The sequence below is a fragment of the Niallia sp. FSL W8-0177 genome, from assembly GCF_038006285.1.
GTDB lineage: Bacteria > Bacillota > Bacilli > Bacillales > Cytobacillaceae > Niallia > Niallia circulans_A.
The window spans coordinates 1,356,028-1,381,207 of record NZ_JBBOUX010000001.1; the positions used below are offsets into that span (position 1 = coordinate 1,356,028).

23 protein-coding genes and 1 pseudogene are annotated in these 25,180 nt (G+C 34.6%); 21 read left to right on the forward strand and 3 right to left on the reverse strand.

Annotated features, from left to right (window positions below; genetic code table 11):
• The first annotated feature begins 6 nt into the window (after positions 1-6).
• The 8 genes from NST77_RS06425 to NST77_RS06460 all read left to right on the forward strand — a co-directional run bounded on the left by NST77_RS06425 (position 7) and on the right by NST77_RS06460 (position 11,580).
• Positions 7-705, forward strand: coding sequence for an aspartate/glutamate racemase family protein (locus NST77_RS06425; protein ID WP_163187574.1), 699 nt, complete (start codon positions 7-9; stop codon positions 703-705).
• A gap of 495 nt (positions 706-1,200) precedes the next feature.
• A complete protein-coding gene (locus NST77_RS06430) occupies positions 1,201-2,670 on the forward strand; it encodes a glutamate decarboxylase (protein ID WP_341122807.1) in 1,470 nt (489 codons plus the stop codon).
• A 289-nt stretch (positions 2,671-2,959) separates the two neighbouring features.
• Entirely contained in the window at positions 2,960-3,694 is a 735-nt protein-coding gene (locus tag NST77_RS06435) for an SDR family NAD(P)-dependent oxidoreductase (protein WP_341122808.1), read from the forward strand.
• Between the two features lie 161 nt (positions 3,695-3,855).
• Entirely contained in the window at positions 3,856-4,497 is a 642-nt protein-coding gene (locus tag NST77_RS06440) for a DUF1349 domain-containing protein (protein WP_123257527.1), read from the forward strand.
• Positions 4,498-5,122: 625 nt separating this feature from the next.
• The gene (locus NST77_RS06445; RefSeq protein WP_445668906.1) at positions 5,123-7,228 is read left to right on the forward strand and encodes a peptidoglycan D,D-transpeptidase FtsI family protein; all 2,106 of its coding nucleotides are present in this window, start codon (positions 5,123-5,125) and stop codon (positions 7,226-7,228) included.
• A 70-nt stretch (positions 7,229-7,298) separates the two neighbouring features.
• A complete protein-coding gene (gene pbp4 / locus NST77_RS06450; RefSeq protein ID WP_176474178.1) occupies positions 7,299-9,335 on the forward strand; it encodes a penicillin-binding protein PBP4(5) in 2,037 nt (678 codons plus the stop codon).
• A 65-nt stretch (positions 9,336-9,400) separates the two neighbouring features.
• On the forward strand, positions 9,401-9,790 hold the full coding sequence (locus NST77_RS06455) for a BlaI/MecI/CopY family transcriptional regulator (RefSeq protein ID WP_095329304.1): 390 nt from the start codon (positions 9,401-9,403) through the stop codon (positions 9,788-9,790).
• The gene (locus tag NST77_RS06460) at positions 9,790-11,580 is read left to right on the forward strand and encodes a BlaR1 family beta-lactam sensor/signal transducer (RefSeq protein WP_123259546.1); all 1,791 of its coding nucleotides are present in this window, start codon (positions 9,790-9,792) and stop codon (positions 11,578-11,580) included. The genes NST77_RS06455 and NST77_RS06460 overlap by 1 nt, the downstream gene beginning before the upstream one ends.
• Before the next feature lie 158 nt (positions 11,581-11,738).
• Here the strand turns inward: NST77_RS06460 and NST77_RS06465 are convergent, their stop codons facing one another.
• On the reverse strand, positions 11,739-12,212 hold the full coding sequence (locus tag NST77_RS06465; RefSeq protein WP_095329306.1) for a hypothetical protein: 474 nt from the start codon (positions 12,210-12,212) through the stop codon (positions 11,739-11,741).
• A gap of 120 nt (positions 12,213-12,332) precedes the next feature.
• Between NST77_RS06465 and NST77_RS06470 the strand changes: the two genes are divergently transcribed.
• Both NST77_RS06470 and NST77_RS06475 read left to right on the forward strand, forming a co-directional pair.
• The gene (locus tag NST77_RS06470) at positions 12,333-12,944 is read left to right on the forward strand and encodes a CGNR zinc finger domain-containing protein (RefSeq protein WP_095329307.1); all 612 of its coding nucleotides are present in this window, start codon (positions 12,333-12,335) and stop codon (positions 12,942-12,944) included.
• Positions 12,945-13,590: 646 nt separating this feature from the next.
• The gene (locus NST77_RS06475; RefSeq protein WP_095329308.1) at positions 13,591-14,166 is read left to right on the forward strand and encodes a GNAT family N-acetyltransferase; all 576 of its coding nucleotides are present in this window, start codon (positions 13,591-13,593) and stop codon (positions 14,164-14,166) included.
• 203 nt (positions 14,167-14,369) lie between these two features.
• Here the strand turns inward: NST77_RS06475 and NST77_RS06480 are convergent, their stop codons facing one another.
• Complete coding sequence (locus NST77_RS06480) at positions 14,370-15,947, reverse strand: FAD-dependent oxidoreductase (protein ID WP_095329309.1); 1,578 nt, start codon at positions 15,945-15,947, stop codon at positions 14,370-14,372.
• 458 nt (positions 15,948-16,405) lie between these two features.
• Between NST77_RS06480 and NST77_RS06485 the strand changes: the two genes are divergently transcribed.
• From NST77_RS06485 to asnA, 3 genes are all read left to right on the forward strand, one after another.
• Positions 16,406-16,948 carry a bifunctional transcriptional activator/DNA repair enzyme AdaA gene (locus NST77_RS06485; protein ID WP_095329310.1) on the forward strand — a complete coding sequence of 181 codons (543 nt, stop codon included), beginning with the start codon at positions 16,406-16,408 and terminating at the stop codon, positions 16,946-16,948.
• A gap of 45 nt (positions 16,949-16,993) precedes the next feature.
• Positions 16,994-17,467, forward strand: coding sequence for a DUF1203 domain-containing protein (locus NST77_RS06490; RefSeq protein ID WP_095329311.1), 474 nt, complete (start codon positions 16,994-16,996; stop codon positions 17,465-17,467).
• A 536-nt stretch (positions 17,468-18,003) separates the two neighbouring features.
• Complete coding sequence (asnA, locus tag NST77_RS06495) at positions 18,004-18,990, forward strand: aspartate--ammonia ligase (protein ID WP_412973417.1); 987 nt, start codon at positions 18,004-18,006, stop codon at positions 18,988-18,990.
• Between the two features lie 257 nt (positions 18,991-19,247).
• Here asnA and NST77_RS06500 read toward each other — a convergent pair whose 3' ends face one another.
• Positions 19,248-19,688 (reverse strand): YndM family protein, encoded by a 441-nt coding sequence (locus tag NST77_RS06500; protein ID WP_164463863.1) that lies wholly within the window; start codon positions 19,686-19,688, stop codon positions 19,248-19,250.
• A gap of 414 nt (positions 19,689-20,102) precedes the next feature.
• Here NST77_RS06500 and NST77_RS06505 point away from each other — a divergent pair, with 414 nt between their 5' ends.
• The 8 genes and pseudogenes from NST77_RS06505 (at position 20,103) to NST77_RS06540 (ending at position 25,172) form a co-directional block, all read left to right on the forward strand.
• Positions 20,103-20,279 carry an SE1832 family protein gene (locus NST77_RS06505; RefSeq protein WP_164463616.1) on the forward strand — a complete coding sequence of 59 codons (177 nt, stop codon included), beginning with the start codon at positions 20,103-20,105 and terminating at the stop codon, positions 20,277-20,279.
• 167 nt (positions 20,280-20,446) lie between these two features.
• Positions 20,447-20,701, forward strand: coding sequence for a hypothetical protein (locus NST77_RS06510; protein ID WP_123257533.1), 255 nt, complete (start codon positions 20,447-20,449; stop codon positions 20,699-20,701).
• Between the two features lie 89 nt (positions 20,702-20,790).
• Entirely contained in the window at positions 20,791-21,489 is a 699-nt protein-coding gene (locus tag NST77_RS06515) for a GntR family transcriptional regulator (protein ID WP_095328283.1), read from the forward strand.
• A gap of 17 nt (positions 21,490-21,506) precedes the next feature.
• Positions 21,507-21,920 (forward strand): PTS sugar transporter subunit IIA, encoded by a 414-nt coding sequence (locus tag NST77_RS06520; RefSeq protein WP_341122809.1) that lies wholly within the window; start codon positions 21,507-21,509, stop codon positions 21,918-21,920.
• 11 nt (positions 21,921-21,931) lie between these two features.
• Positions 21,932-22,714, forward strand: a pseudogene (locus NST77_RS06525) (PTS mannose/fructose/sorbose/N-acetylgalactosamine transporter subunit IIC).
• On the forward strand, positions 22,707-23,504 hold the full coding sequence (locus NST77_RS06530) for a PTS system mannose/fructose/sorbose family transporter subunit IID (RefSeq protein ID WP_095328286.1): 798 nt from the start codon (positions 22,707-22,709) through the stop codon (positions 23,502-23,504). The pseudogene NST77_RS06525 and the gene NST77_RS06530 overlap by 8 nt, the downstream one beginning before the upstream one ends.
• Before the next feature lie 15 nt (positions 23,505-23,519).
• On the forward strand, positions 23,520-23,996 hold the full coding sequence (locus NST77_RS06535; RefSeq protein WP_123257534.1) for a PTS system mannose/fructose/N-acetylgalactosamine-transporter subunit IIB: 477 nt from the start codon (positions 23,520-23,522) through the stop codon (positions 23,994-23,996).
• Between the two features lie 9 nt (positions 23,997-24,005).
• The gene (locus NST77_RS06540; protein ID WP_341122811.1) at positions 24,006-25,172 is read left to right on the forward strand and encodes a glycoside hydrolase family 88 protein; all 1,167 of its coding nucleotides are present in this window, start codon (positions 24,006-24,008) and stop codon (positions 25,170-25,172) included.
• Positions 25,173-25,180: the final 8 nt, after the last annotated feature.

Here is a 25,180-nt window from a genome sequence, read left to right on the forward strand (position 1 = left end):
TTCATAATGCTAAGCAATAAATTTTGTAGAATCGGTATTTTGGCGGGGATGGGTCCACGTTCTACTGCTCCATTTATTGAGTCGGTTTTAGATGAATGCGAACGACAATATGGTGCAAAAAATGACATTGATTTTCCCCATATGATTATTTATTCATTACCTACACCCTTTCATCCAAAAGAACCTATTATTAAAGAAGATATGGTGAAAACTTTACAAATAGGAATACAATCTTTAACAGAAGCTAATTGCGATTTTATTGCTGTTCCTTGTAATGTAGTCCATCAATTTTATGAAGATATGACAAAGATGACCAATGTACCTATTCTTAATATTATCCAAGAAACAATAAACGCTATTGGTGTCCAAAGTTCAAAAGTTGGTTTAATTGGTACCAGAAGTACAGTAGAAAATCAGCTATACCAGCCTTACCTACACAATAATAATAAAGATATTTATTGGACAGAACGTATTCAAAGCCAGGTTGATCAATTAATTTATGATGTTAAACAGAATCGCGAAATGGAAGAGCTTATTCAACAATGGAAAAATATAGAAATGGATCTTGCGGAAAATGGTGTAACAGATGTAGTTTGTGTATGTACTGATCTATATTTTTGTGGATCTTATACTTCTTTAAATTTCTTCGATTCATCAAAAATTCTTGCTAAAAGTTTAGTAGAAAGATATTTAGCCTTTAAATAGGTGATATTCGTGTTCAACTATAGGGTGGTTTATGTAGAGGATAAATAGTTGCACGGAGGGGAGTATAGGAAGTTCTATTAAATAGACATCTTTATTTTATGATCATAAATAGAGTGCGTTTATATAATACATATTAATGTAATACTTCAAAGATTTATAATAAAAAACGTCTAAAACCTGATATATAAGGAATTAGACGTTTTTTATTTCAGTTTAAAAAGGAATAACATGTACTTCATGTAAAAAGAAGAAGACTCCTGTGTAACTTCGTGAGCATTCCTTTAGTAAGTAAAACCTTACTTTTGATAGAAGGTGCAGTTTACTAGAAGTGGTTTCTTAATTAAATAGCACTTAAAGGACTGTTTTGTTATTAATTTGAGTGTATTATGTCCATAATTCTTTCTGGGTGGTGGAAGTGCCGTTAATTAGTATAAAACAAATGTTTTTTAGTAAATAATACAATGGTTAAACAATATTATTTAAAGGGGGATAAGTATGCAGCACCATCGAAAAACAGAACTTCAAAATGATACATACGAAGAAAAAGAGATGATTTCAGATAATTCACAAAGTCTACCTCGTCACATGCAAATGGAGCTGCCGCATGAATTATCGGTAAATCCTCTATTTGCCCGTGAAGGGGAATCGGACGTTCCGCGTTTCCACATGGCTGATAAAGGCATGTTACCAGAAACAGCCTATCAAATCGTCCATGATGAAATTGCACTTGATGGCAATGCTCGCTTAAATCTTGCCACATTTGTTAGCACATGGATGGAACCAGCTGCAGAGCACTTATATACTAAATCATTCGATAAGAATATGATTGACAAAGATGAATATCCACAGACAGCCGAAATTGAGGAGCGATGTGTCCGCATTTTAGCCAACCTCTGGCATTCGCCCAACCCACTTACGACGATGGGTGTTTCTACAACTGGTTCATCGGAAGCCTGTATGCTCGCAGGGCTTGCGTTAAAGAGACGCTGGCAGAACATACGCAAAAGCAAAGGGAAATCGGTGGAGCGTCCCAATATTGTATTTAGTTCTGCTGTTCAAGTTGTTTGGGAAAAATTCGCGAACTATTGGGAGGTTGAACCACGTTATGTGAAGGTTAACCCTGATCATCCCTTATTAGATCCTCAAGGGGTCCTCGGCGCAGTGGATGAAAATACAATTGGTGTGGTTCCAATCCTCGGTGAGACCTATAGAGGGCTTTACGAACCGGTTGCTGCTATTGCAAAAGCGTTGGATGATTTACAAAAAAGAACGGGTATTGACATTCCCATTCATGTAGATGCGGCTTCTGGAGGATTTATAGCGCCGTTTCTTCAACCAGATTTAGTTTGGGATTTTCAATTGCCAAGAGTGAAATCAATCAATGTATCTGGACATAAATATGGATTAGTATACCCTGGGCTTGGCTGGATAATTTGGCGGGAAGCTGCAGATCTCCCTGAGGATCTCATCTTTCGTGTCTCTTATTTAGGTGGGAACATGCCGACTTTCGCCTTAAATTTCTCTCGTCCTGGCGCACAGGTGCTCCTTCAATATTATAATTACCTGCGTTTAGGGAAAAGTGGCTACTATGAAGTTCAAAGGGCTTCTCAGAAAGTCGCTCTTTTTCTAAGTGAGGCTATTCAAAAGATGGGATCGTTCGAACTTTTATCTGATGGTTCGGATATTCCAGTTTTTGCTTGGCGACTCAAAGATGGTTATACATTGAACTGGAATCTTTATGATTTATCCCGACAATTACGCGTGTTCGGCTGGCAAGTACCCGCCTATCCATTGCCTCCAGATATGGAAGAAGTGACGATAATGCGCATTGTGGTTCGCAATGGATTTTCCATGGATCTCGCGCATTTGTTTATGATGAATCTCAAACAAGCTGTTGCTTTTTTAGATTCTCTAGACGGACCCATGCCACATGATTCAAAGTCTAATAATGGGTTTCATCACTAAAAGGGAATAGGTCCCATTGTCCTTAAGTTCAGCTAACTATTAATGAAATTAATATACTTAGATAATCCCTCCAAGCAGAAGTTTATTGGAGGGATTTTTATGGAGATTACGTCAATCAGGGGAATATGCATTTGACAGCTTATAAAACATAAACATAGATGATTCACTTGGAAAGAAAGGTTTCTAATCGACCCTTATAGTATATCTTAATAACCAAATAGTTTATGATAGTAATAATTACAATGAAATATTAGTTAATAAAAATATTGAAAGAAAGGAGTGTTAAAAAATGCTCGAAAATAGAAAAGTTATAATAACAGGTGCAGCCTCTGGGATTGGAAAGGAAAGCGTCAGAAAATGTTTAAATGAAGGTGCTTCCGTCATTGCTTGCGATATTAATAAACACTCCTTGCATAGCTTGAAACAGTCAATGGGTGACTGCTATGATCTACATACGTATCATTTGGATATAAGTAACTATGAAGAGGTTCATAAATTTTTTGTATATATTGATAAAGAGCATTCTGATATAGATGGTTTGGTCAATAATGCAGGAATTTATTTAGCTAAAAATATCTTGGATTATCAAGTAAATGAAATTGATAAAGTTTTAGATGTAAATGTAAAGGGATTTATTTATTTTTCGCAAATGTTTGGTAAGAAATTGATGGAAAGCAAGTCAAATGGAGTAATCGTAAATATGTCTTCCGTGTCAGGCATGGAAGGCAGTTCAGATGCAATTTACGGGCTCTCCAAAGCTGCCATAATAGGGTTAACTAAAAGCTGTGCCATGAATTTCTCACCGTATATTCGAGTTAATGCCGTTGCACCCACGATGGTAGATACATCTATGATGGATACAATACCGAATTGGAGAAAAGAGGCATATCTAAGCCACCAGCTTATTGATAAGCCTGTCTTACCGGAAGATGTGGCTAATACGGTTGTTTTTTTATTATCAGATAAAGCTAAACATTATACTGGTGCCACATTTGATATTAATAATGGAGGATATTTAAGATAATATATAATATGATGCTTTTGTAGTCTTTGCTAAACAAATAAGGGAATGGCAGTTATAGCAGTATTGTAAGTTATAGGCAAAAGAGAACCTAATATAGTTAAGAATTAATAAAATTTGATTTATGTAATTATAAGATTCGATTTTATTTAGGAGGGGAATCATTGAAGCATAAAAATTGGATATTATATGAGGATTTTGCAGATAAGAGTTTAAATGAAAATCTGGAGTGGCGTTGTGAACCAAAGAAATGGTTTATAGACACGAAATCTTCCCAACTTGTTTTAGAAACAGATCAAGAAACCGATTATTGGCAAAAAACTCACTACGGTTTTGAAGTAGATAATGGCCATTTTCTCTTTACCAAAACTAACAAGAATTTCAGAATGACAACAAGAGTTAAAGCTATTCCAAAATCTAAATATGACCAAGCTGGACTGATGATTCGATTTTCGGAAGAGGTATGGGTGAAAACTTCTCTAGAGTACATTCCAGATGGGTTAAGCAAGCTGGGTGCAGTTGTCACTAATAAGGGCTATTCCGATTGGTCTACTCAATATGTAGACTGTGAAGAAGTTCAAATATATTACCGTATATCCAAAATTGGACAAAATTGTTATGTGGATTTTTCATGGGACGGGGAAGTATGGAACCAAATTAGAATTGCCCACTTAGATGTGGCAGAAAATTCAACTATTTTAGCAGGAGTCTATGCTTGCAGTCCTCAAGGAAGAGAACAAGAAGTTCGTTTTGATTTTATAACAATTGAAGAGCTAAATAATGACCCAGCAACGGCATATTTGTAAGTCAACGATATTTACTATAAAGTATAAGTGTTTTATTTAGATTAGATAAAAGAATTACTATGGCGCATTAATCCAATAAGGGATAATGCTTCTTTTTTGTTCTTGTACGAACGGGGTGTAGTATAGCGCAAGAAGGATGATTTAAAGCAATCTAGAATAGTAAAACGGAGTTAATTGTAGGATAGAAAAGAGAAATTCTTCTTGAAAATAGATAAAACCAATGCGGCTTTACATCAACAAGTGGATACTGAGCTTAAAGAGCTAAATGTCGTTTAAATGCTGTCCATGTGGATGAACAGACTTAATTCCTTTCAAATAATAAGCATACAGCTAACGAAAATTTTATAGATTAAAGTACTTTAATCATTTGACGAGTCATGTTATAGTAAATACTACAAATGTAAAAGATGGGAAGTGATGAATGTAATTTTAAAAAATCTAAATATAGAAAATAAGCTAAATTATAGAGTTTTACGATCATTAAATGACTAACGAATTATTTTAAATAATTTTTTTGGCTTTAAAAACTACAAATGTAGTATTTAGAGAAAAGCGAATCTATATCCAATATGGAAGAACAAATGTCAAAATACGTATATTCATTGTTATGAAAGGGAGGGTGCCGTTGAAGAAAAAAAAAGAGAGGACAAAACCATTTGTTTCCTCCTTCCGAATAAATATATTATTTTTAATTGTTTTTTTGCTGTTCTCGCTTCTTATTTTAAGGCTTGGAATTGTGCAAATAGTAAATGGAGAGGACTATAAGCGGGAAGTTGACAGAAAGGAGAATGTAACTGTAAAAATTGCTATGCCGCGTGGGGAAATATTAGATCGAAATGGGAAGTTAATTGTAGGGAATAAGCCGTCTAACGCCATAACGTTCACAAGAGCACAAAATAGTAAAACTGAAGAAATGTTAAAAATTGCAGAAAAGCTAGCGATATTTATTAAAAAGGATTCTAAAGAGGATTTAAAAGCAATAACAGAAAGAGATAAAAAAGATTACTGGATGATAAAACACCCAAATGAAGCAGAAGCGAAAATTACTGTAGCTGACAAGAAAAAGCTTAAACATGATGAACATTACGATACAAAAATTTATCAGCTAACCTTAGACCGTATAACAAGTAAAGAAGTAAACTCATTTACTAAGCAAGAACTAGAAGTATTAGCTATTTATCGTGAAATGAGTAGCGGATATCCGTTAACACCACAGATTATCAAAAAAGATGCTACAACTAAAGAAGTTGCAATGATTAGTGAAAATTTAGATTCCCTGCCTGGTGTTGATACAACGATAGATTGGGATCGCTATAATCTTTATAAAGATACAGAAGGGAATGAAACTTTAGACTCAGTCATTGGTAAAGTCTCCTCTTCTAAAGAAGGCTTGCCTAAAGATTCTATTGATTATTATTTAGCAAGAGGCTATAGCAGAAATGATCGAGTAGGAAAAAGTTATATTGAAAATCAATATGAGGATGTATTGCAAGGGCAGAAAGAAAAAATCAAAAACATAATCGATAAAAACGGAAATATATTAGAGTCTGAAGTCGTGCAAGAAGGAAAACGAGGTGATGATTTAATCCTTTCAATTGATATCGATTTACAGCGTGAGATTGAAAAGATAATTGCAGAAAAAATAGGTAAAGCTAGAATTGGTGAGCCTTATCTCGATCGAACATTTGTTACTGTTATGAATCCGTATTCCGGTGAAGTTCTTTCCATGGCGGGAAAACAATTTGAGCAAAATAAAAAAACAGGTAAAACGGAAGTAAATGATTTTGCATTAGGAAATATAACGACCTCATATGAAATGGGATCAGTTGTGAAAGGAGCTACTGTATTAACGGGTTATCAAACAGGTGCAATTGTTCCAGGTGAGGTACTTAATGATCGACCTTTAAAATTTTTAGGAACGAATGCAAAAAAATCTTGGAATAAGACAGGATTCGGTCCAATTAATGATCTTTATGCATTGAAACGATCTTCTAATGGATATATGTTTTTAACGGCCATGAAATTAGGTGGACAGCAAACCTATATTCCCAATGGACTATTAAGTATTGATAAAGTGTCTGCGATTGAAACATTCAGATACAATTTCTCTCAATTTGGGCTAGGAGTAAGAACAGGAATTGATTTACCTGGTGAACACAGTGGTTATGGTGGCGGTCAAATTCCTCCTGAATCCGGAAAAGTATTAGACTATGCGATTGGGCAGTATGATACATATACTCCATTGCAAATTGTCCAATATATTTCCACTATTGCAAATGGGGGATATCGAATCCAGCCGCATATTGCCAAGGAAGTACGTGAACCTAACCAAGCAAATGAATTGGGACCTATTATTCAGGAAATGAAACCAAAGGTGTACAATAAAATTGACATGAAGGAAGAGTGGATTAAACGTGTGCAGCTTGGCTTTAAGCAAGTAGTGAATGAGCCACTTGGAACCGGATATGGAATAAAGAACAAAGAATATAAGATTGCTGGGAAAACAGGGACTGCACAGGCGTTATATAATGGCCCGCTACCACATAGCCAAGGCCTAATGCTCTGGAATATTACATTTGGAGGGTATGCACCTTATGATCACCCGGAAATTGCTGTTTCTGTCACTGTCCCTTGGTTACGAACAGACCAATCACATGTTAATTTAGAAATAGCGAATGATGTGTTTAAAGCTTACTTTGAACTAAAGGAAAAGCGGTATGATTCTGAATAATTATTGTGTTTAATTTACCTTAATTACTACAAATGTAGTAATTAAGTGGAAGGAAATGAGGGGAAGAGAGTTGAGTAGCAGAGTAGAAAGAAAAAAGAGAAGAATCAGACCCTATATCATATTGATATTGATCTCTTTAGCTGGGATTATCAGTTTAAGTCTATATATGATTACGAATAATAGTGAGAATAGCCAAGGACAAAAAGTTGCTAATGCCTTTATTCAAATATTAGTGAACAAAGAGTATGAAAAATTAGGAGAAGTTCTCGAAAAAGACTCATACGACTCATTAGGTTATACGTTGAAGGAAGTGATCGACAAATATGATCATATATTTAATGGAATTAATATTGATGGGATTCACGCATCCAATATGGACCTAAAAAAAATTAATCGCAATGAGCAAGAGTTAACCTATCAATTAAGCTTAACAACTCCTTTAGGTAGATTAGATAAAATTAATTACCAAGCAAGGATTATCAAATCAGGAGATCAGTATTTGATAAAATGGGACCCTTCATTAATTTTTCCTAATATGGAGGGAAAAGATAAGGTAGCTTTTCATCAATGGAGAGCAGAACGTGGAGAAATTAAAGATCGCCTTGGCAATGGCATTGCCGTGAATGAAAACTTTAAGGAGGCAGGGATTGTTCCGAAAGACTTACTCAAAGGAAATGAAAAAACGAAGCGACTGCAAAACATTAGCAAACAATTAAATATATCTATAGAAGAGATTCAACAAAAACTGAAACAAGGATGGGTAAAGGATAACCTATTTGTTCCTCTTAAAATTATCGAAGCCAATAATGCGGAAGTCATACCTGGGATTTCCTATCAAAATACGAACCTCCGTTATTACCCTTTAAAAGAAGCTGCGGCACATTTAATTGGTTATATCGGAGAAGTAACAAGGGAAGATTTAGATAAAAATTCTGATTTGAAAGAAGGAGACATGATAGGGAAAGCCGGATTAGAAAGAGCTCTTGATAAAGAGCTGCGTGGGAAAGATGGTGGAGAAATTCTGATTGTCGATGAAAATGGCAAAACCAAGCAAACAATTCAAAAAGCTGAAAAAATAGATGGAAAAGATATTAAACTAACCATTGATGCTTATATTCAAATGGAGGCATACAATCATTTGAAAGAAAATCCAGGTTCTACTGTAGTCATGAATCCGAAAGAAGGTGGTCTTTATGCTGTAGTTAGCTCTCCTTCATACGATCCGAACAAAATGGTTCGTGGCATATCACAGAATGAATATGATAAATATGCTAAGGATGAAAACAAGCCATTTCTTTCAAGGTTTGCTTCAGCTTATGCTCCAGGCTCCACTTTTAAAACGATTACAGCTAGTATCGGGCTTGATGCGGGTGTGACATATCCAGAAAAGCGAAGAATAATAAATGGGTTTAGTTGGCAAAAGGATAAATCTTGGGGAGGGTATTCCGTTACTCGTGTTTCTAATGTACAACATGTCGATATGAGAAAGGCACTTATTTATTCCGATAATATTTATTTTGCTCAAGAAACGTTAGAACTGGGAGAAAAAACGTTTCGAAATGGGCTGGATAAATTTATCTTTGGCGAGGAATTAGATTTACCAATCGCAATGAATCCAGCGCAAATTTCAAATCACAGGACATTTAATTCAGATATCCTTCTTGCTGATACAGGATATGGACAAGGAGAATTATTACTTTCACCTATTCAACAAGCTGCCATGTATTCTGTTTTCCAAAACGAAGGAAAAATCGTTTATCCGAGATTGCTAGAAGACAATAGCAGGCCAAAAACTAAATCAGCGATTACCCCTTCAACAGCAAATGAAATGAGAACCTTTTTAGAAGCTGTTGTGAGCAACCCAAATGGAACGGCTCATCTACTCTATAATCAACAGTATCAGTTAGCAGCCAAAACGGGTACCGCTGAATTAAAGATGAACCAAGGAGAGAAAGGGGATGAAAATAGCTTTTTACTAGCTTTTGATACAGGGAATGATCAGTTTCTTTTACTTTCATTAGTGGAACACTATTCAAAAGGTGGTTCGGCTACTCAATTAAATAAATCATTCATTGATGAGTTGTATGAATATTTTCAGTCCTTCTGATGCTTTAATAATTTGGGTCAACCTGCTATAATAAATACTACAAATGTAAAAGCAGGAGGGTCATGATGAAGGAAATTCCGCAAATTTCTGAAGCTGAATATGAAGTGATGAAGGTAGTCTGGAACTATGAACCGATTTCCACTCCTGAAATCGTGGAGAAAGTATTAAAAAATAGCGATTGGAAGCCGAATACAATTCATACAATGCTTGTACGTCTAGTGAAGAAAAAAGTATTACAAACAAGAAAAGATGGCAGAGCATTTATTTATACATCACTTGTTAAAGAGAACGAATATGTGGAACAGAAAAGTAAATCTTTCCTGAAACAATTTTTTGGTGGTACATTAAACTCAATGGTATTAAATTTTATTGAAAATGAACAGCTATCAAAGGAAGACATTTCAGAACTAAAGAGCATCTTAGCTGAGAGGGATAAGAAAGAAGGGGAAAAATAATGGTTGTAACCCGGTTATTATTAAGTACGCTTGTTGTATCCCTCCTTATTTTAATAATTCTGTTAATCAAAAGAGTATTTTACAACCAGTTATCCCAGCAATCACATTATAAAATTTGGTATTTTCTTTTTGCTCCAATAATTACTTGCGTGATTCCATGGGATTTTTTACGGTTTCAAGAAATATTTCAATATATGCAAAACTTACTATTCAACGAGAAAGAGATAACTAGGGGCAATCAAACGTTCAGTGGTTTGGACATTTCACAGACATCCAATCATGATTTTTTGAATGATTTCTCTATTTCTGTGAATAAAACAAATACAGAATTTTTTCAACAGTTCTTTTTTGTAATTTGGATCATTGGCATCATGGTTTTCATTGCGAGTGCCATTTATGCAATTTATCAAATTAGGCAAATTAAAAAGTCATCTACGAGCATTAAAGATCAAAATATAAATGAATTGTTAGAAGAGTGCAAGGAGATTGTCGGGGTAAAAAGAAAAATAATTTTACGGGAGACCGCGCTTATTAACTCTCCTATTACATTAGGATTGTGGAAGCCATATGTATTTTTACCCCAAAAAACAAAAGAAGAATTCTCGTTAAGTAAAATAAAATATGTCTTTTTACATGAATTATGCCATCAAAAAAGTAAAGATAGTTTCGTTAATTACCTAATGTGGTTAGTTCAAATTATTTATTGGTTTAATCCATTAGTATGGCTGGCTTTAAAAAAAATGCGAATCGATCGAGAGTTAGCATGTGATGCTTCTGTTCTAAGTCTTTTGGATGAAAGTAGATACACCGAATATGGCTATACAATCATTCATTTTGCGGATAAAAAGTTTAACCGACCATATAAACAGTTTTCCACTGGAATAGGAGGAACGAAAGAACAACTTAAACGACGAATTCAGAGTATAGCTAACTACAGAGTGGATTCTCCATTACTAAAATGGAAGAGTAAAGTTATTTATGCACTATTGGCAATGGTTGTGTTACTCTTTACTTCGCTTTCCTCTGCACTCGCTAGTTCAGACGATAAGTATCATTTTAATGAGAAAAATGTTACTTATGAAGATCTTAGTTCTTATTTTAATGGGTATAAGGGTAGTTTTGTTCTATATGATCCTATCAAAAAACAATATCAAATATATAATCGTGAAATGAGTGAACAGAGGGTTTCCCCAAATAGCACATATAAAATTTATTCTGCATTATTCGCTTTAGAAACGAATGTAATTTCCACTACAAGCAACGAGCAATTGTGGGATGGAACGGCATATCCTTTTGAAAAATGGAATACCAATCAGAATTTATCAACCGCTTTGGAGAATTCTGTTAACTGGTATTTTCAACAACTTGATCGTGAAGTTGGGAAGAAAAAGCTACAAAGTTATTTTCACAAACTAAACTACGGGAATGAAAATCTGTCAGGTAATATAGATAACTATTGGATGGAATCTTCTTTGAAAATTTCTCCAATTGAGCAAGTTCAATTATTATTTGCATTAGAAGAAAATAAATTGGGCTTTAAAGAGGAAAATATTCGTTCAGTAAATAATGCTATTTTCATAGATGAACAAAAGCAGGCACAGCTATATGGAAAAACAGGAACTGGTACAATTAATGGAAAAGAAATAAATGGTTGGTTTGTTGGCTTTGTGAAAAAAGATGGCTATAGTTATTATTTTTCGATAAATATTCAAAATAAAACTGGAAAAGCCAATGGAAAAAAGGCGGCTAATATCGCAAAACGAATATTACATGACAAAAATATTTTCTAAATAAACCTAGTATGATACATGAAAATTATAGCGGCTTGAATATTTTAAAGATGACTAGATTAGGAGAATTTAATACTAGATTAAATACCTTTACTTTTTTGGAAGAGTCTGTCACTAAGGGATACATATGTCTCTTTAGTGACAGGCTTTTTTCTGAATTATGTTTGGTTTGGGACTTTAATCGATTTTATCATCTGTCGTATTGATCCGAGATGGTAGGCGGAGTGAGCGAGCGCCCCCAACAAACCATTCGATGTTTGTTTATCTAAGGAGCGAAGAGAATCAATCTTTTTTATTAGTTTAGTGTATTCTTGTTGAAGTTCGTCAGTAAATTGAGCCCATGTGATTTTATCAACGGTTGTGATTTTCCATGATGCTCCCCAGTCCTTACTGGGTACTTCCCCATTTAAGTAAGAGTTCGCAACCCATAAGTAATAGCGGGTATGATCTGTTTGTGCGGCGATTGTCGTACCGTTGACAGGCAATGAAGCATCTTCTGCCGATATCTTTTCAAGTGTTCCGAATAAACCACTACCAGGTTTCGCTTCTGTGTACCAGCTTGCGTTTTTTTCAGGTCCATCATATGTTTCCTTCAACAATGTTCTAACAGCTACCAACATCGGATTGTCCATCTCAGTACCTCCTGAATTTAGTGTTTAACCATCAAAAATACTTTTGATGGTTAAATTATAGCTGGGTTGATTCTAACTGTCAATTTGTATTATGATAGTTATAGTAAAGGAGCTTTGAATATGCCGGAAATGAACTCTTATATGATGGTCGGAGAACGTTTGTGTATGGATTTTATCAATACCGTCAGTTGGCGTGAAAGTGATGAGAAAAGGCGGGATTGGTTTACGAGTTACGCTAAAATAGTCGACTGGTGCATCCATGCTGACGTCTTGACCGAGCAACAAGCAAAAGTACTTCTTTTAAAGGCTGAGGAGAAACCGTCTGAAGCGGGAGAAGTTCTAAAGCAGACTATCGAAATGCGGGAAGTCATGTATCGAATCTTCAAGTCCGTTTCAAAGGGGACATCGCCACAACCGCTTGACCTTGAATGTTTCAATGAATCTGTAAGTAAATTCTATCAAACTTTGCGTGTAATCCAGGAAAAGGATCATTACACATTGAAGTTCATGGATAACGAGGAAAACTTGGACACTATGCTGCCTCCAATTTTGCAATCTGCTGTTGATTTACTTGTTTCTAAAAACGATTTAGAACGAGTCAAAAAATGTGAGGGAGATTCTTGTGGATGGTTATTTTTTGATACGAGTCGGAACAGGAGCCGCCGCTGGTGTTCAATGGCTGATTGTGGCAATCGAGCTAAAGCCCGCCGATTTTATCAAAAAGAAAAATGATTAAATTTTCTCTGTCTAGAAATAGTAATTGGACAGGCAGGAAATAAAAGTGGTTTTCAAAGATTATTGACTTGCTTAATAAATAAATCGTAGCTTATAAGCTATATCATCAATTTTGGTGATTGCCCCTTGGGTGAAGCGTTAGAAATACGAGCAAACCATGAAGGCATAATTATCCATTCTGATCAATGCAGCGTCTACGCTTCTTATACATATCAAAAAATAGGATTAAAGAAAAAATTTAGTCATTAGTATGTCACGCCGAGGGACTATTGGGAAAACACAGTCATTGAGTCTTTTCATTCGAATGTAAAATTAGAGAGGTTTCAAAGAAGTAACAGAACATGTAGAACAATTTATGAGGATCATAACGAAAAAACATAGGCTGCCCCATTTGGCTAGGTCAGTCTAATTTAAAAATATAATTTTTTTAACTTTTGCAGTTTCTAATAACCTCTGTTATAAAGTTGCCGGATATCCTAGACTAGAACTTTCATTAACTGCCCGAAAGGAATCCTGAAAAGTGTACGCTATTTAATCTATATCTTTTATGCTTCTTTTTTGTTCTGGTACTACCAGGAATAGTTAGTTACACAAAGAATATAATAAATACAATCATAATTTAAGTATTATAGGGGGAATTTATATAAATCCCATTTTATTAGATATTCCGTTACGAATCGAAACAGATAGACTTATTCTTCGAGCACCACATCAAGCTGGTGACGGGGATGTCGTATTTCATGCTATAAAGGATTCATTTCATGAGTTAAAGCAATGGTTAAGCTTATTCCAAACAATTCCTACTGTGGATGAAATTGAAATTATCTTGAGAAATGCCCATATTGATTTTCTGAAAAGAGAAAGCTTTCGTTATCTTATCTTTCATAAGGAAACTAAAGAATTTATTGGAACTGCTAGCCTTCACGGAATTAATTGGAAGATTGCTAAAGGTGAAATTGGATACTGGATTAATACAACATATACTGGCAATGGATATATGACAGAAGCAGTAAGAGCGTTAATTAATCATGGCTTTCAACAACTCAAATTTAGCAGGATTGGAATAAGATGTGAATCAACAAATGTTAAAAGTCGTTCAATTCCAGAAAAACTAGGTTTTAAATTAGAAGGAACCTTAAGAAATGATGATTTGTCTGCGGATGGTAGCAGGCTAACTGACATTTGTATTTATTCAATAATAAAGGAAAATCACCCTTGAATTAATGGGTGATTTGGTCAATAAACTAGGCTGTTTTTTGATATAGTAAAGCTATATTAGTTAATTTAATGATGTGTTCATTATACGAGTTTGATAGAAAACTAAGATTACTTCTGAGTGAGAATAAAATTAATAGGAAGCTAAATAAAAAAAAGTAGGTAAAAACAACTGAAGATCGTTTGTTTTCACCTACTTAGTTTTTGTTAATAACCGGAGTCTTCTGAGGTAAGGTTATCGGTCATTTTATAATCATATTTTTTTAATGGCTTTTCAGCGGGTCCTTCAAGCACTTCCCCTGTATACGAGAACCTAGAACCATGACACGGGCAATCCCAAGATCGTTCACCATCATTCCATGCAACCTCACACCCCATGTGCGTACAAGTTGTATCGACAATATGAAGCTTACCCTCTTTATCTCTATACGCTCCTTTTTTGTGCCCATTAATTTCAATAACAGCTCCCTCATCATGGGATAGGTTATTAATATCGTTCTGAGGAATTTCCAACTTTCCTTTAATTAGGTGACTAACAACGTTCGCATTTTGCGTTAAGAAATTTTTTAGACTTGGATTCAAATTGAAACGGGAAGGAGTATACAATTTCTGGTACTTGCTCTTTTTACCAAGTATGGTGTCTCGGAATAAAAGCGCAGCTGCAGTTCCGTTTGTCATTCCCCATTTCCGGTATCCAGTAGCGATTAAGATATTTTTTTGACCGGAAGTAATTTCGCCAATGTATGGAATTTTATCCAGAGTAGTTAGATCTTGCGCTGACCATCGGTAGGTAATATTCTCAATTCCGAATACTTTTTGACCAAAAGTCTCTAAGGCCTCGTAATGCTTCAATGTTTCTCCACCTTGTCCTGTTTTATGACTTTCTCCAGAAATGAGAATCATTTCTTCTCCATTAATTATTGCATAGCGTAGAGATCTTTTCGGCTCATCTGCACTAATATACATACCACCTGGATAGTCTGTTTTTGCTTTTGCAGCAATAATATAAGAACGGTCTGCATGCATTCTTGTAGAATAAAGTCCAGCACCTTCATAAAAAGGGAAATGAGAACAGGCAAGAACATATTTCGCTGTAATTCGTGCTCCTCCACGGGTAAGGACTGCGGGGTGTTCGCCAGTATCGATATTTACAGCCGTTGTATTTTCAAAGATGTATCCTCCTTTTTCGGTGATTATTTTGGTAAGATGAGCCAAGTATTTAAGTGGATGGAATTGAGCTTGATCTTCCATAACAAGTGCATTATATATTTCTAAATCGAAAGGAAGTTTGTTTACGAGTTTTCCTTCAATATGAAGCTCTTCATAGGCTTCTGCTTCTTTTTCTAGTTTACGGGCATATTCTTCTGTTGTGCTATACACATAGGCATCTTGATGAGTGAAATCACAATCAATTTGATGCTTATTAACCGTTTCTTGAATGAATTCTAAAGCATCGGTGTTCGCCTCATAATATAATCTTGCCGTGTCTTTCCCAGCATAGCGGATTAGTTCCTCATAAATTAAATCGTGCTGGGCAGTGATTTTAGCTGTGGTATGTCCCGTTGTTCCGTTCAGTAATTTGTCTGCTTCAATTATAGCAACTTTCAGCCCTTCATTTACCAACAGATAGGCAGAAGTAATGCCTGTAATTCCGCCACCTACAATAGCTACATCAACTTGCATGTCATCCTCAAGGCAGGGGTACTCTGGTAAATGAATAGTGTTTGTCCAATAAGATTCAGCGTTAGGTGGTAATTTTTCCTTATAATTAGCGTTTTCGGCCACTTTAACTCCTCCATTTAATAGTTTTTAACATTATTATTTCCGTTTACTAGAAGGATAAACTTTTAGTTTGGAAAACCGTGAACTTTTTCACCGCTTGTAATGTGGAATAAATGATTTTATGACCTATTTTTATGCGTATCTTGGCTGTATCACTATAAGTCCTAATATGTAAACATGACTAAAAGAGAAGGATAAAAAATATTAACAGCTTGTTATTAAAAAAAATCAATTCGTTAAAAAATGAGATATGTTAGTCAAAATTGTTGGAATTTTAAAAAGAAGAGAATAAAGAATATGGTGGATTTATACATTTGTTCCGATATTATTGATCTTATCTAAATAAAAATAGGTTGGTTAAAAACAGGAAGAAGTTTCTGCTATAACAGATATATAATAAATAAAGGAAGTAAAAGATAGGAGGTAATGAATGGATGATTTGGGAAGAAAAATGAAAAGCAGTGAGTACCTGTAATAATTATTATGATGGCATGTTTTACTATGCAGTCATTACAACAGGAATCTTCTGTAGGCCATCCTGTAAAGCCAAGACACCCTTGCAGAAGAACATTATTTTCTTCGATTCCATAAAGGATGCACTAAAGAATGGGTTTAGACCATGTAAAATGTGTAGACCAGATCTTAGTGAAACAATTTACGACCCAAATAAAGATTTGGTAGAGAGAGTAAAAGAACTAATTTCTAACAACTACAGTAAATCTTTTGAAACTAAGAAAATAGCACCGATGCTTGGAGTGAGTAATAATCATCTAGTTAGACTTTTTAAACAGTATTATGGCAAGACAATTTCTGAATACTTAATTGAGTTGAGATTAAAAGAAGCAACTAGGTTGTTGACTCGTACAGATACAGAAATTACGAAAGTCGCCTTTGAAGCTGGCTTTCAAAGTATGTCTAATTTTTACAAGATTTTTAAAACGAGAACAGGCTTAACACCAAAAGAATATAGAATGAAGTGTTTATATGGTAGTTATTCCATATAATGCATTATTCCCTCTAGATAAATTTAAACTGAAGGAGATAAGTATATGAGAAATAATTTTCAATTCATTGCGTTACAAGATAATGAGTTTAATGACCTATTCTTAATGGATGAAGAAGAACTAATAAATATTGGAGCAGTCAAAATGATAGCAGATAAGAAGCCTGGATTTCCTTGCAGGGTAAGCTTGAAGGATGCAGAAATAGGAGAAGAAGTTATATTATTGAATTACCAATATCATTTTGTTAATTCACCTTATAAAGCAAATGGACCCATATTTATACGAAAAGAAGCAACTACCGCTATGTTAGATGTAAATGAAATTCCGGATATCATATATCATAGGCTTCTTTCTTTACGCGGTTACAATATTGACGCAATGTTAGTAGATGCTAGGGTTACAGAAGGTGTGAATGTGAGGGAAATGATAGATGATGTATTTGATAATGAAGAAGTAGCATATATTCACATTCATTACGCTAAACCAGGATGTTATAGTTGCCTCGTTAAAAGAATGTAAAATGATATGAATCATTTTATTACTGAAACTCAAGCTTCAAAAATTTCTAATAATAAACGTCTAAAACGCTGATACATAAGGGATTAGATGTTTTCTTTATTATACCTTATTTAAGGTTAAGAAGGATTAACGCTTATCCATTTTAAAAGAAGGAGTCCGGTTAATTCTATTAATCTAAGACTTTCTAGCTAGTGAGGATTCTAATTGGTTAACAGAGCAAACCATTCGGTATAAAGGAGTTATAGGTAAACAATTTTTCGGAGAGATTGCTTTTTTAGCAGTCTCTTTTGTTGAAATAATTAGCATAGTTAACGGATCTTTTCTAATACAAGTTCCTTTAGTAATCTGTATCGAATTATGTCTTAACTGGCAAGTGTTAAGGGGAATTAATCCTCTGAATCAATAATTAGGCAGGAGCGGATATCAACTGGAGGATTCCATCATATAGTAAACAGAATAAAAACCCAATTATAAAGAACAACCCTAGATATAAATGGAGGTACTTTTCTATGAATGAATCACTTATTGTTCCAAGTATATATCAACCTAATTTGAACTTTATCGAAACCCAAATCGCTATAAATAAATTAAAACATCACTTTGAGAATCACTTTTCTAAAGAGTTAAATTTAACAAAGATTTCCGCCCCGATTATATTAAAGGCAGGAAGTGGTATTAATGATAATTTAAATGGAGTAGAGCGCATTGTTACTTTTAATGCAATGGATGTGGAACATTCACAAATAGAAATAGTTCAATCATTGGCCAAGTGGAAGAGAATGGCCCTAGGACAGTATGGATTTAGTTATGGTGAAGGGTTATACACTGATATGAATGCAATTAGGAGAGATGAGGTTTTAGACAATCTACACTCTATGTTTGTTGATCAATGGGACTGGGAGAAAGTTATCAGCTTCGATGAACGTCAGTTAGCGACTCTAAAATTAGAGGTCCAAAAAATTTATAGTGCTATAAAGTCTTCGGAAGATTTCTTATATACGTTATATCCTCGTATCGAACCCACACTGCCAGAAAATATTCATTTTATTACGACACAAGATCTTGAGGATATATATCCATCTCTAACACCAAAACAGCGGGAAGATGAAATAGCCAAGGAGTTTGGGGCAGTTTTCATTATGAAGATTGGAGGGGAATTGTTATCTGGTATCAAGCATGATGGACGTTCGCCTGATTATGATGACTGGAATCTAAACGGAGATATTATTTTATGGTATCCTCTGTTAGAAAAGTCTATCGAGATATCTTCTATGGGGATACGTGTGGATGAGAAGACACTTTTGCAACAATTAAAATGCTCAAAGAATGAAAATCGGAAAGATCTAGAATATCACCAAGGCATACTAAATAAAAGACTTCCGTATACAATCGGTGGCGGGATAGGCCAATCGAGATTAATGATGTTTCTGTTAAAGAAAGCACATATTGGCGAAGTTCAAGTATCTGTTTGGAATGATGCTATTATTACTGCTTGTAAAGAAAGTAATATACCGCTTTTGTAATTTTTTTAGGCAAGGGCAGAATATCAAGTTTACACAACCAGAGTTAGAGAATTTTGCTAAGCTGCGGATTAGATACTAAAATAATTGCAGGTGAATTATATACTTGGAGAGATAAACTTAAAAGAATTATAATAGGCTGAAGGGAACGTAATGCTAAAGGTAGGGAACTATCCATATGATTGGAATAAAGTATTGAAAAAGAAAAAACATCCACTTAAAAATCAGAGTGGATGTTTTTTGGGGATAAAAAAGTAATACTAAGATTCATCATTATCTGTTTTTGAGTTTGGATGAAATTCTTCAGCCATTTCAGTTTGAAACTGCAGTTTTTCCTGTCGTGGATTGGATTTCGCTTCCTGTATAAAGTTTTGAATAAGGTACTTATGAAAGAAGTATTCGAAAATTAAAACGCCTATAGAGGCAATTAACGACATCATAACCGTATTCCCTCTATATGTGAAATTTTCACTCATTAGCCATATAACAAAGAAAGCTAATCCGAAATCCGAAAGGGTAGCAACTAGATTATTGGTGCGCGGAAGAATAAGTAAATCGCCAATAATGTATGCTAAAACTCCTAATACAACCGTAATCATGAAGACATTTGTAAATGGCAAATTAAATAGAATCATTAAAATTAACGATAATAGAACAAGTGTTGAAAGAAATTTTATCGCAAAAGCTTTAACATGTTTCATTATTACACCACCTTTCTTCATTAAATTATTGTGGTTTTTAATTTGGTTTTTATACAATCGTTTTCTTCACTATAAAGGTTGTGCTTAAATAATTGGGTGCATTTGTTTAAGCGCGGTAAACATTACCTAAGAATGATCAATCAATTTAGATACTATTTAAGACTTAATAGAAAATATAGAGAGGAATAAAAGCAATCCGATAAAAGAGAAAATACTTTAAAATATAGCTGAAAACGAAAAAAGAAGCAATCTATTATCTTTACAAGAAAATGATAAAAGGATTATGATTACTTTGAATAAAATTATGTCTAAATCGCTGGTGCTTAAACAGAGTTTGGGATTGATTTGTGCGAACAAAAATTAAGCGAAAAAGAGGTTATATCGATATCTTCTTCTGGAGGGAGGTGCGAGAATATGAATAAAACAGACATTGAATATAAAATTTTGGAATTAAAGAACGAATATTTACAGGTACAAGACAATCTAGAAAAATTGGAATATGTAAATGGAAATATACGCCCTTTAGAAAATAGACTTACTAAGATTGAAGAAGAACTGAAATCTCTTTATAATAGGCTAAAGACAATTTAGAAGAATCTGCTAAATCTATACAAATGGTGAATAGAATAAAGCTATTTTTCATATGTTATGATTAAGACTCCAATGTTTAAAAAAACTTTTAAAATCGTTATACCATAAGGCTTAGACGTTTTTTGTATACCATCATATGCTTATGATGAATTAAAGGAAGAATATGAATGGGTAAAACAAACAATGCTTCGCTTACGCGGATACATACAAAAAAACACAGATATACTTGCGTTACTAGAGAGCTTTCATTATACAAAAATAAGATTTTAGCTTGTTTCATATTAAAATTGAATACACCTTTAAAAAACCAGCTGCCAGAGACAGCTGGTTTTTTGTTATGGAGGGACACTACAAGAGAAGGAAAATATTTTACCAAAAAAATTTTATTTATTTTTTTGATTCCGCTTGCAATTATTAGATAATTATAATAAGATTTACTTAACTTAATATATTAACATATTAACCTATTAAGTTAAGTCATACATATTTTAATTGGATCGGGGGGATTAGGATGCCTAAGTACCTAAAAATAAAAAATAGTTTGCTGGAAAGATTGACAAATGGTGAATTTCAACCTGGTGATAAGTTTTATAGTGAGTCGGAGCTTAAAAAAGAGTTTAATGTAAGCAGTATCACTGTAATTAAAGCAATTACAGAGTTAGTGAATGATGGGTATTTGGTACGTTACCAGGGAAAAGGCACTTTCGTATCGAAGGCAAGACGGGGGAAAATTGTTAAATTTACGGAAAAAGAAAATATTCAGTATGATGAAGAGGATGTCAAAGTAATAGAAGTGGAATTAATGAAAGACCCACGGATCGCAAAAGAATTACGGATTGCAGAGGATAAGCTTTTTTATTCCGTAAAACGGATTCGGTATAGTGATGGGTGTGCTTTTATATTGCAAAATACCTTTATTTTACCCGAATTCATCGGGAATGAAGAGATCGAAAATCTGGAAAACTTTAAATCAATTTATGAAATGATAAAAAATAAATTTGGCATCAATCTATTTCAGGCAGAATTTACGGAAACAACCGAAATAATCTTTCCAGCTCCACATGAAATTTGCGCAGAAATAGATCTTAAAGAAGCTGCTCCTGTTGTTTTTACAAAAAGGCATACGTATCTTGCAAATGGTAGAGTGGTGGAGTATATCGAGAGTTACAAACGTTGGGACTATTTTAATATAAGAATTGATTCCGTTTAGTATAGGGAGCTGAAAAAATGAAAAATATTGTTATACTTTCTCATCAAGGCGTTGCATCAGGGTTGAAAAGATCTGCACAAATGATAGTAGGAGAATTCAACCCTCTCATAACAATTGAATTAACAGAAATGGGTGTAGAAACTTTTACGAATGAAGTACAGCAGTTTCTGCAAAATGAGGTCATAGATAAACAAAAGGAATATTTAGCCTTTGTTGAATTAAAGGGGGGCACCCCCTATAACCAAATTGTAAAGGAAACATTGAGATTAAACCTTGCTGATAAGGTGAGAATTATCTCAGGTGTTAATTTACCATTAATTTTAGAAGCGTTTTATTTCGAAGAGGATGATCTGACCATTTTAGAGAAAAAAGGAAAAAGAGCAATTGAATTTTGTCAGTTGGAAATGAATGTATCTAATTTAGATGAATAGGGGAATGGTATATGGCTGGTATTGAATGGTGGCAAATAATTTTATTAACCCTTTATGCTGCATTTGCAATTTATGATGGAAATAACACGACGTTTGGATTTGTTAAACCTACGATGGCAGGATTTTTTGCAGGATTAATCTTAGGTGATATCCAAACCGGGCTAATTGTTGGTGGTACATTAAATCTTCTTGTTCTTGGCGTTGGAAATTTTGGCGGAGCATCGATTCCAGATTATATGACAGGTGCGCTTCTTGGTACAACATTTGCAGTATTGAGTGGGGAAGGTGCAGAGTTTGGGGCAACATTAGCAGTACCAATCGGTTTGTTAATGGTTCAATTAGATGTATTAGCCCGTTTTACGAATACTTTTTTTCAACATCGTGCAGAAAAGTTAGTCAAGGAAGGGAAAACATAGAAGGCAACGTATATGAATATTTGGGGAATAGTACCAACTTCTCTTTCGCGAATGATCCCTGTTTTTTTAGCACTTGTACTAGGATCTCATTTTGTTCAAGATGTTGTGGATTGGATTCCTACATGGTTAATGAAAGGATTATCAGTTTCGGGTGGCATTTTACCAGCATTAGGTATAGCAATTTTATTACGTTATTTACCGATTAAACCAAACTTTGCATTTCTGTTAATTGGTTTCTTCTTAGCAGCCTATCTAAAAGTACCGGTACTTGGAGTAGCGATTGTTGGGGTAGCACTTGCGCTTATTTACTTACAATTTTTTGCGAAAGCAGAGAAAGAAGAACAAGTTACACCAGTAGGAGGAATGGGTGATGAGTAATAATCAAAAAGAATTAAACAGTGTCTTTTGGAGATGGTATTTCCTAGGGCAGGCCGGCTGGAATTATGAAAAGATGCAAGGTTTAGGTTATTATTATAGCATTTATCCATTATTGGAATCGGTTTATGGGAAGCAAGAGAATAAAGAAGAATTGAAAGAAGCATCATTGAATCAGCTCCAGTTCTTCAATACCAATAATACTATGGCTCCGATGATATTAGGGGTAAATACAGCTATTGAAAGTGAAGAAGGAATTAAGGCCAAAGAAGTAGTAACATCTATTAAAACAGGCTTAATGGGACCACTTGCTGGTATTGGAGACACCCTGTTTTTTATGATTCCAACCACTATAATAGGTTCAATTGCTTCTTATCTTGCTCTTAAGGGGAATCCAGCAGGATTAATATTGTGGATAGTTTTCGGAATAGTTCGACTAATATGTATGCGTTTGTTTGTAAAGGCTGGACATAGAGAGGGCACGAAACTTATCAGTGAAATAGGAAATCGCTTGAAAAAAGTAACAAGTGCAGCCAATATTCTTGGAATAACAGTGGTTGGTGCGCTCATTCCAAGTGTTGTGAAAGCAACCTTTGGCTATCAATTTACACAAGGTGAGGTCAAATTAAACTTACAGGACATTGCTGATCAAATAATGCCAGGGCTTGCTCCTGCATTAATTGTCTTACTAACTTACTGGGTTTTAGGTCGTAAGAAGATGAATTCAACAAAGGTTATTTTTATGTTAATTGCTTTTGGTATTATTGCTTATAATTTAAAAATTTTCGCTTAAAAAGGAGTGTGCAGGATGGAAGGAATCGTTCATATCCGTGTAGATGATCGTTTAATTCATGGTCAAGTGGCTACACGATGGGCAACAGGTTTAAAAGTTAATCGGATTATGGTTATTGATGATAAAGTGGCAGCGAATGAATTGGAGAAATCGGTGTTAAGAATGGCAGCTCCTTCCGGTGTAAATACATCGATTTTAGATGTTGAAAAGGCTGTAAATAATATTAAAAATGGAAATTATCAAGGACAGCGTGTTCTCGTTGTAATCAAAACTCCTGAAGTGGCAGTTCAGCTATTGAAGGCAGGATTAAATGTGAAACAAGTGAATATTGGAAATCTCTCGAATCGACCGAATACGTTACAAATTAAGAAATCTGTTAGTTTGTCAGAATCAGAGAGAAAAGCAGTAGACTTCCTAATCGAAAAGGGTGTTGAGGTGACAGCCCAAATGGTGCCTGATGATCCAGCAGCCAATATTATTTCCTACCTATGAGGTGAATAAATGGCAGAGTTACAAAGTATCAAAGAGAAGTTATTAGAATCAGGCAACCTATTAACAAATGATGATATCGAGAAAGAGCTTGATTGGATTTGCGCAAAGCTAAAGTCGAATCTAGCACGATATCAGAATAAATTTCCCTCTGCAGAAGTGACAAATGGAAAATATCGTTTGAAAGACAATGATGACTGGACAAACGGCTTCTGGACAGGGATGCTGTGGATCGCCTATGAATATACTCAGGATGCAGCCTTTAAAAATGCTGCACTTGAACAAATAAAAAGCTTTAAAATTCGCTTAAAAGAGAATATTGTGTTAGATCATCACGATCTCGGCTTTTTATATAGTTTATCAGTAGGTGCTGGTTATCGTGTTACTAGTACGGAAGATTTTATTCCACTGTTAAAAGGAGCAGCAGATAAATTATTAGAGAGATACCAGCCTAAGGGCAAGTTTTTGCAAGCATGGGGTGCATTAAACAATGAAAAAGAATATCGCCTTATTATTGATTCCTTAATAAATTTGCCCTTATTATTCGATGTCTGGCGGTTATCAGGGGAAGAGAAATATTATCAAAAAGCAGTGAACCATTATCACCAAGTGTGCAACCACATCTTTAGAGAAGATTATTCAACATACCATACGTACTATTTTAATCATGAAAATGGGGAACCTCTATCTGGAGCAACGCACCAAGGTTATCGTGATGATTCATGCTGGGCAAGAGGGCAAGCTTGGGCTGTTTTAGGATTGCCGCTTAACAGCTTATACAATCCATCACTGCGAAATGAATTCGTCTATGAAAAAACGGTTGATTATTTTTTGGCAAACCTTCCTGATGATATAGTACCTTACTGGGATTTTGCCTTTACGAAGGAAGATGGTCAAGTACGCGATAGTTCGTCATTGGCTATAGCGGCCTGTGGTCTTTTATCTGCGAAGAAAGTCAGTCTTTATCCGGATGCAGACAAATTAGCTGCTGGAATGGTGAAAGTGCTACGAGATTCGTATACTTCTCAAAATGTGGAAGGGAATGAAGGTTTACTATTACATGGTGTTTATGCATATCAAGAGGGTAAAGGCGTAGACGAACCTAATCTATGGGGAGATTACTTCTATATGGAGGCATTATTTCGTCTATTAAGACCTACCTGGGAAACATATTGGTAATAAAATGT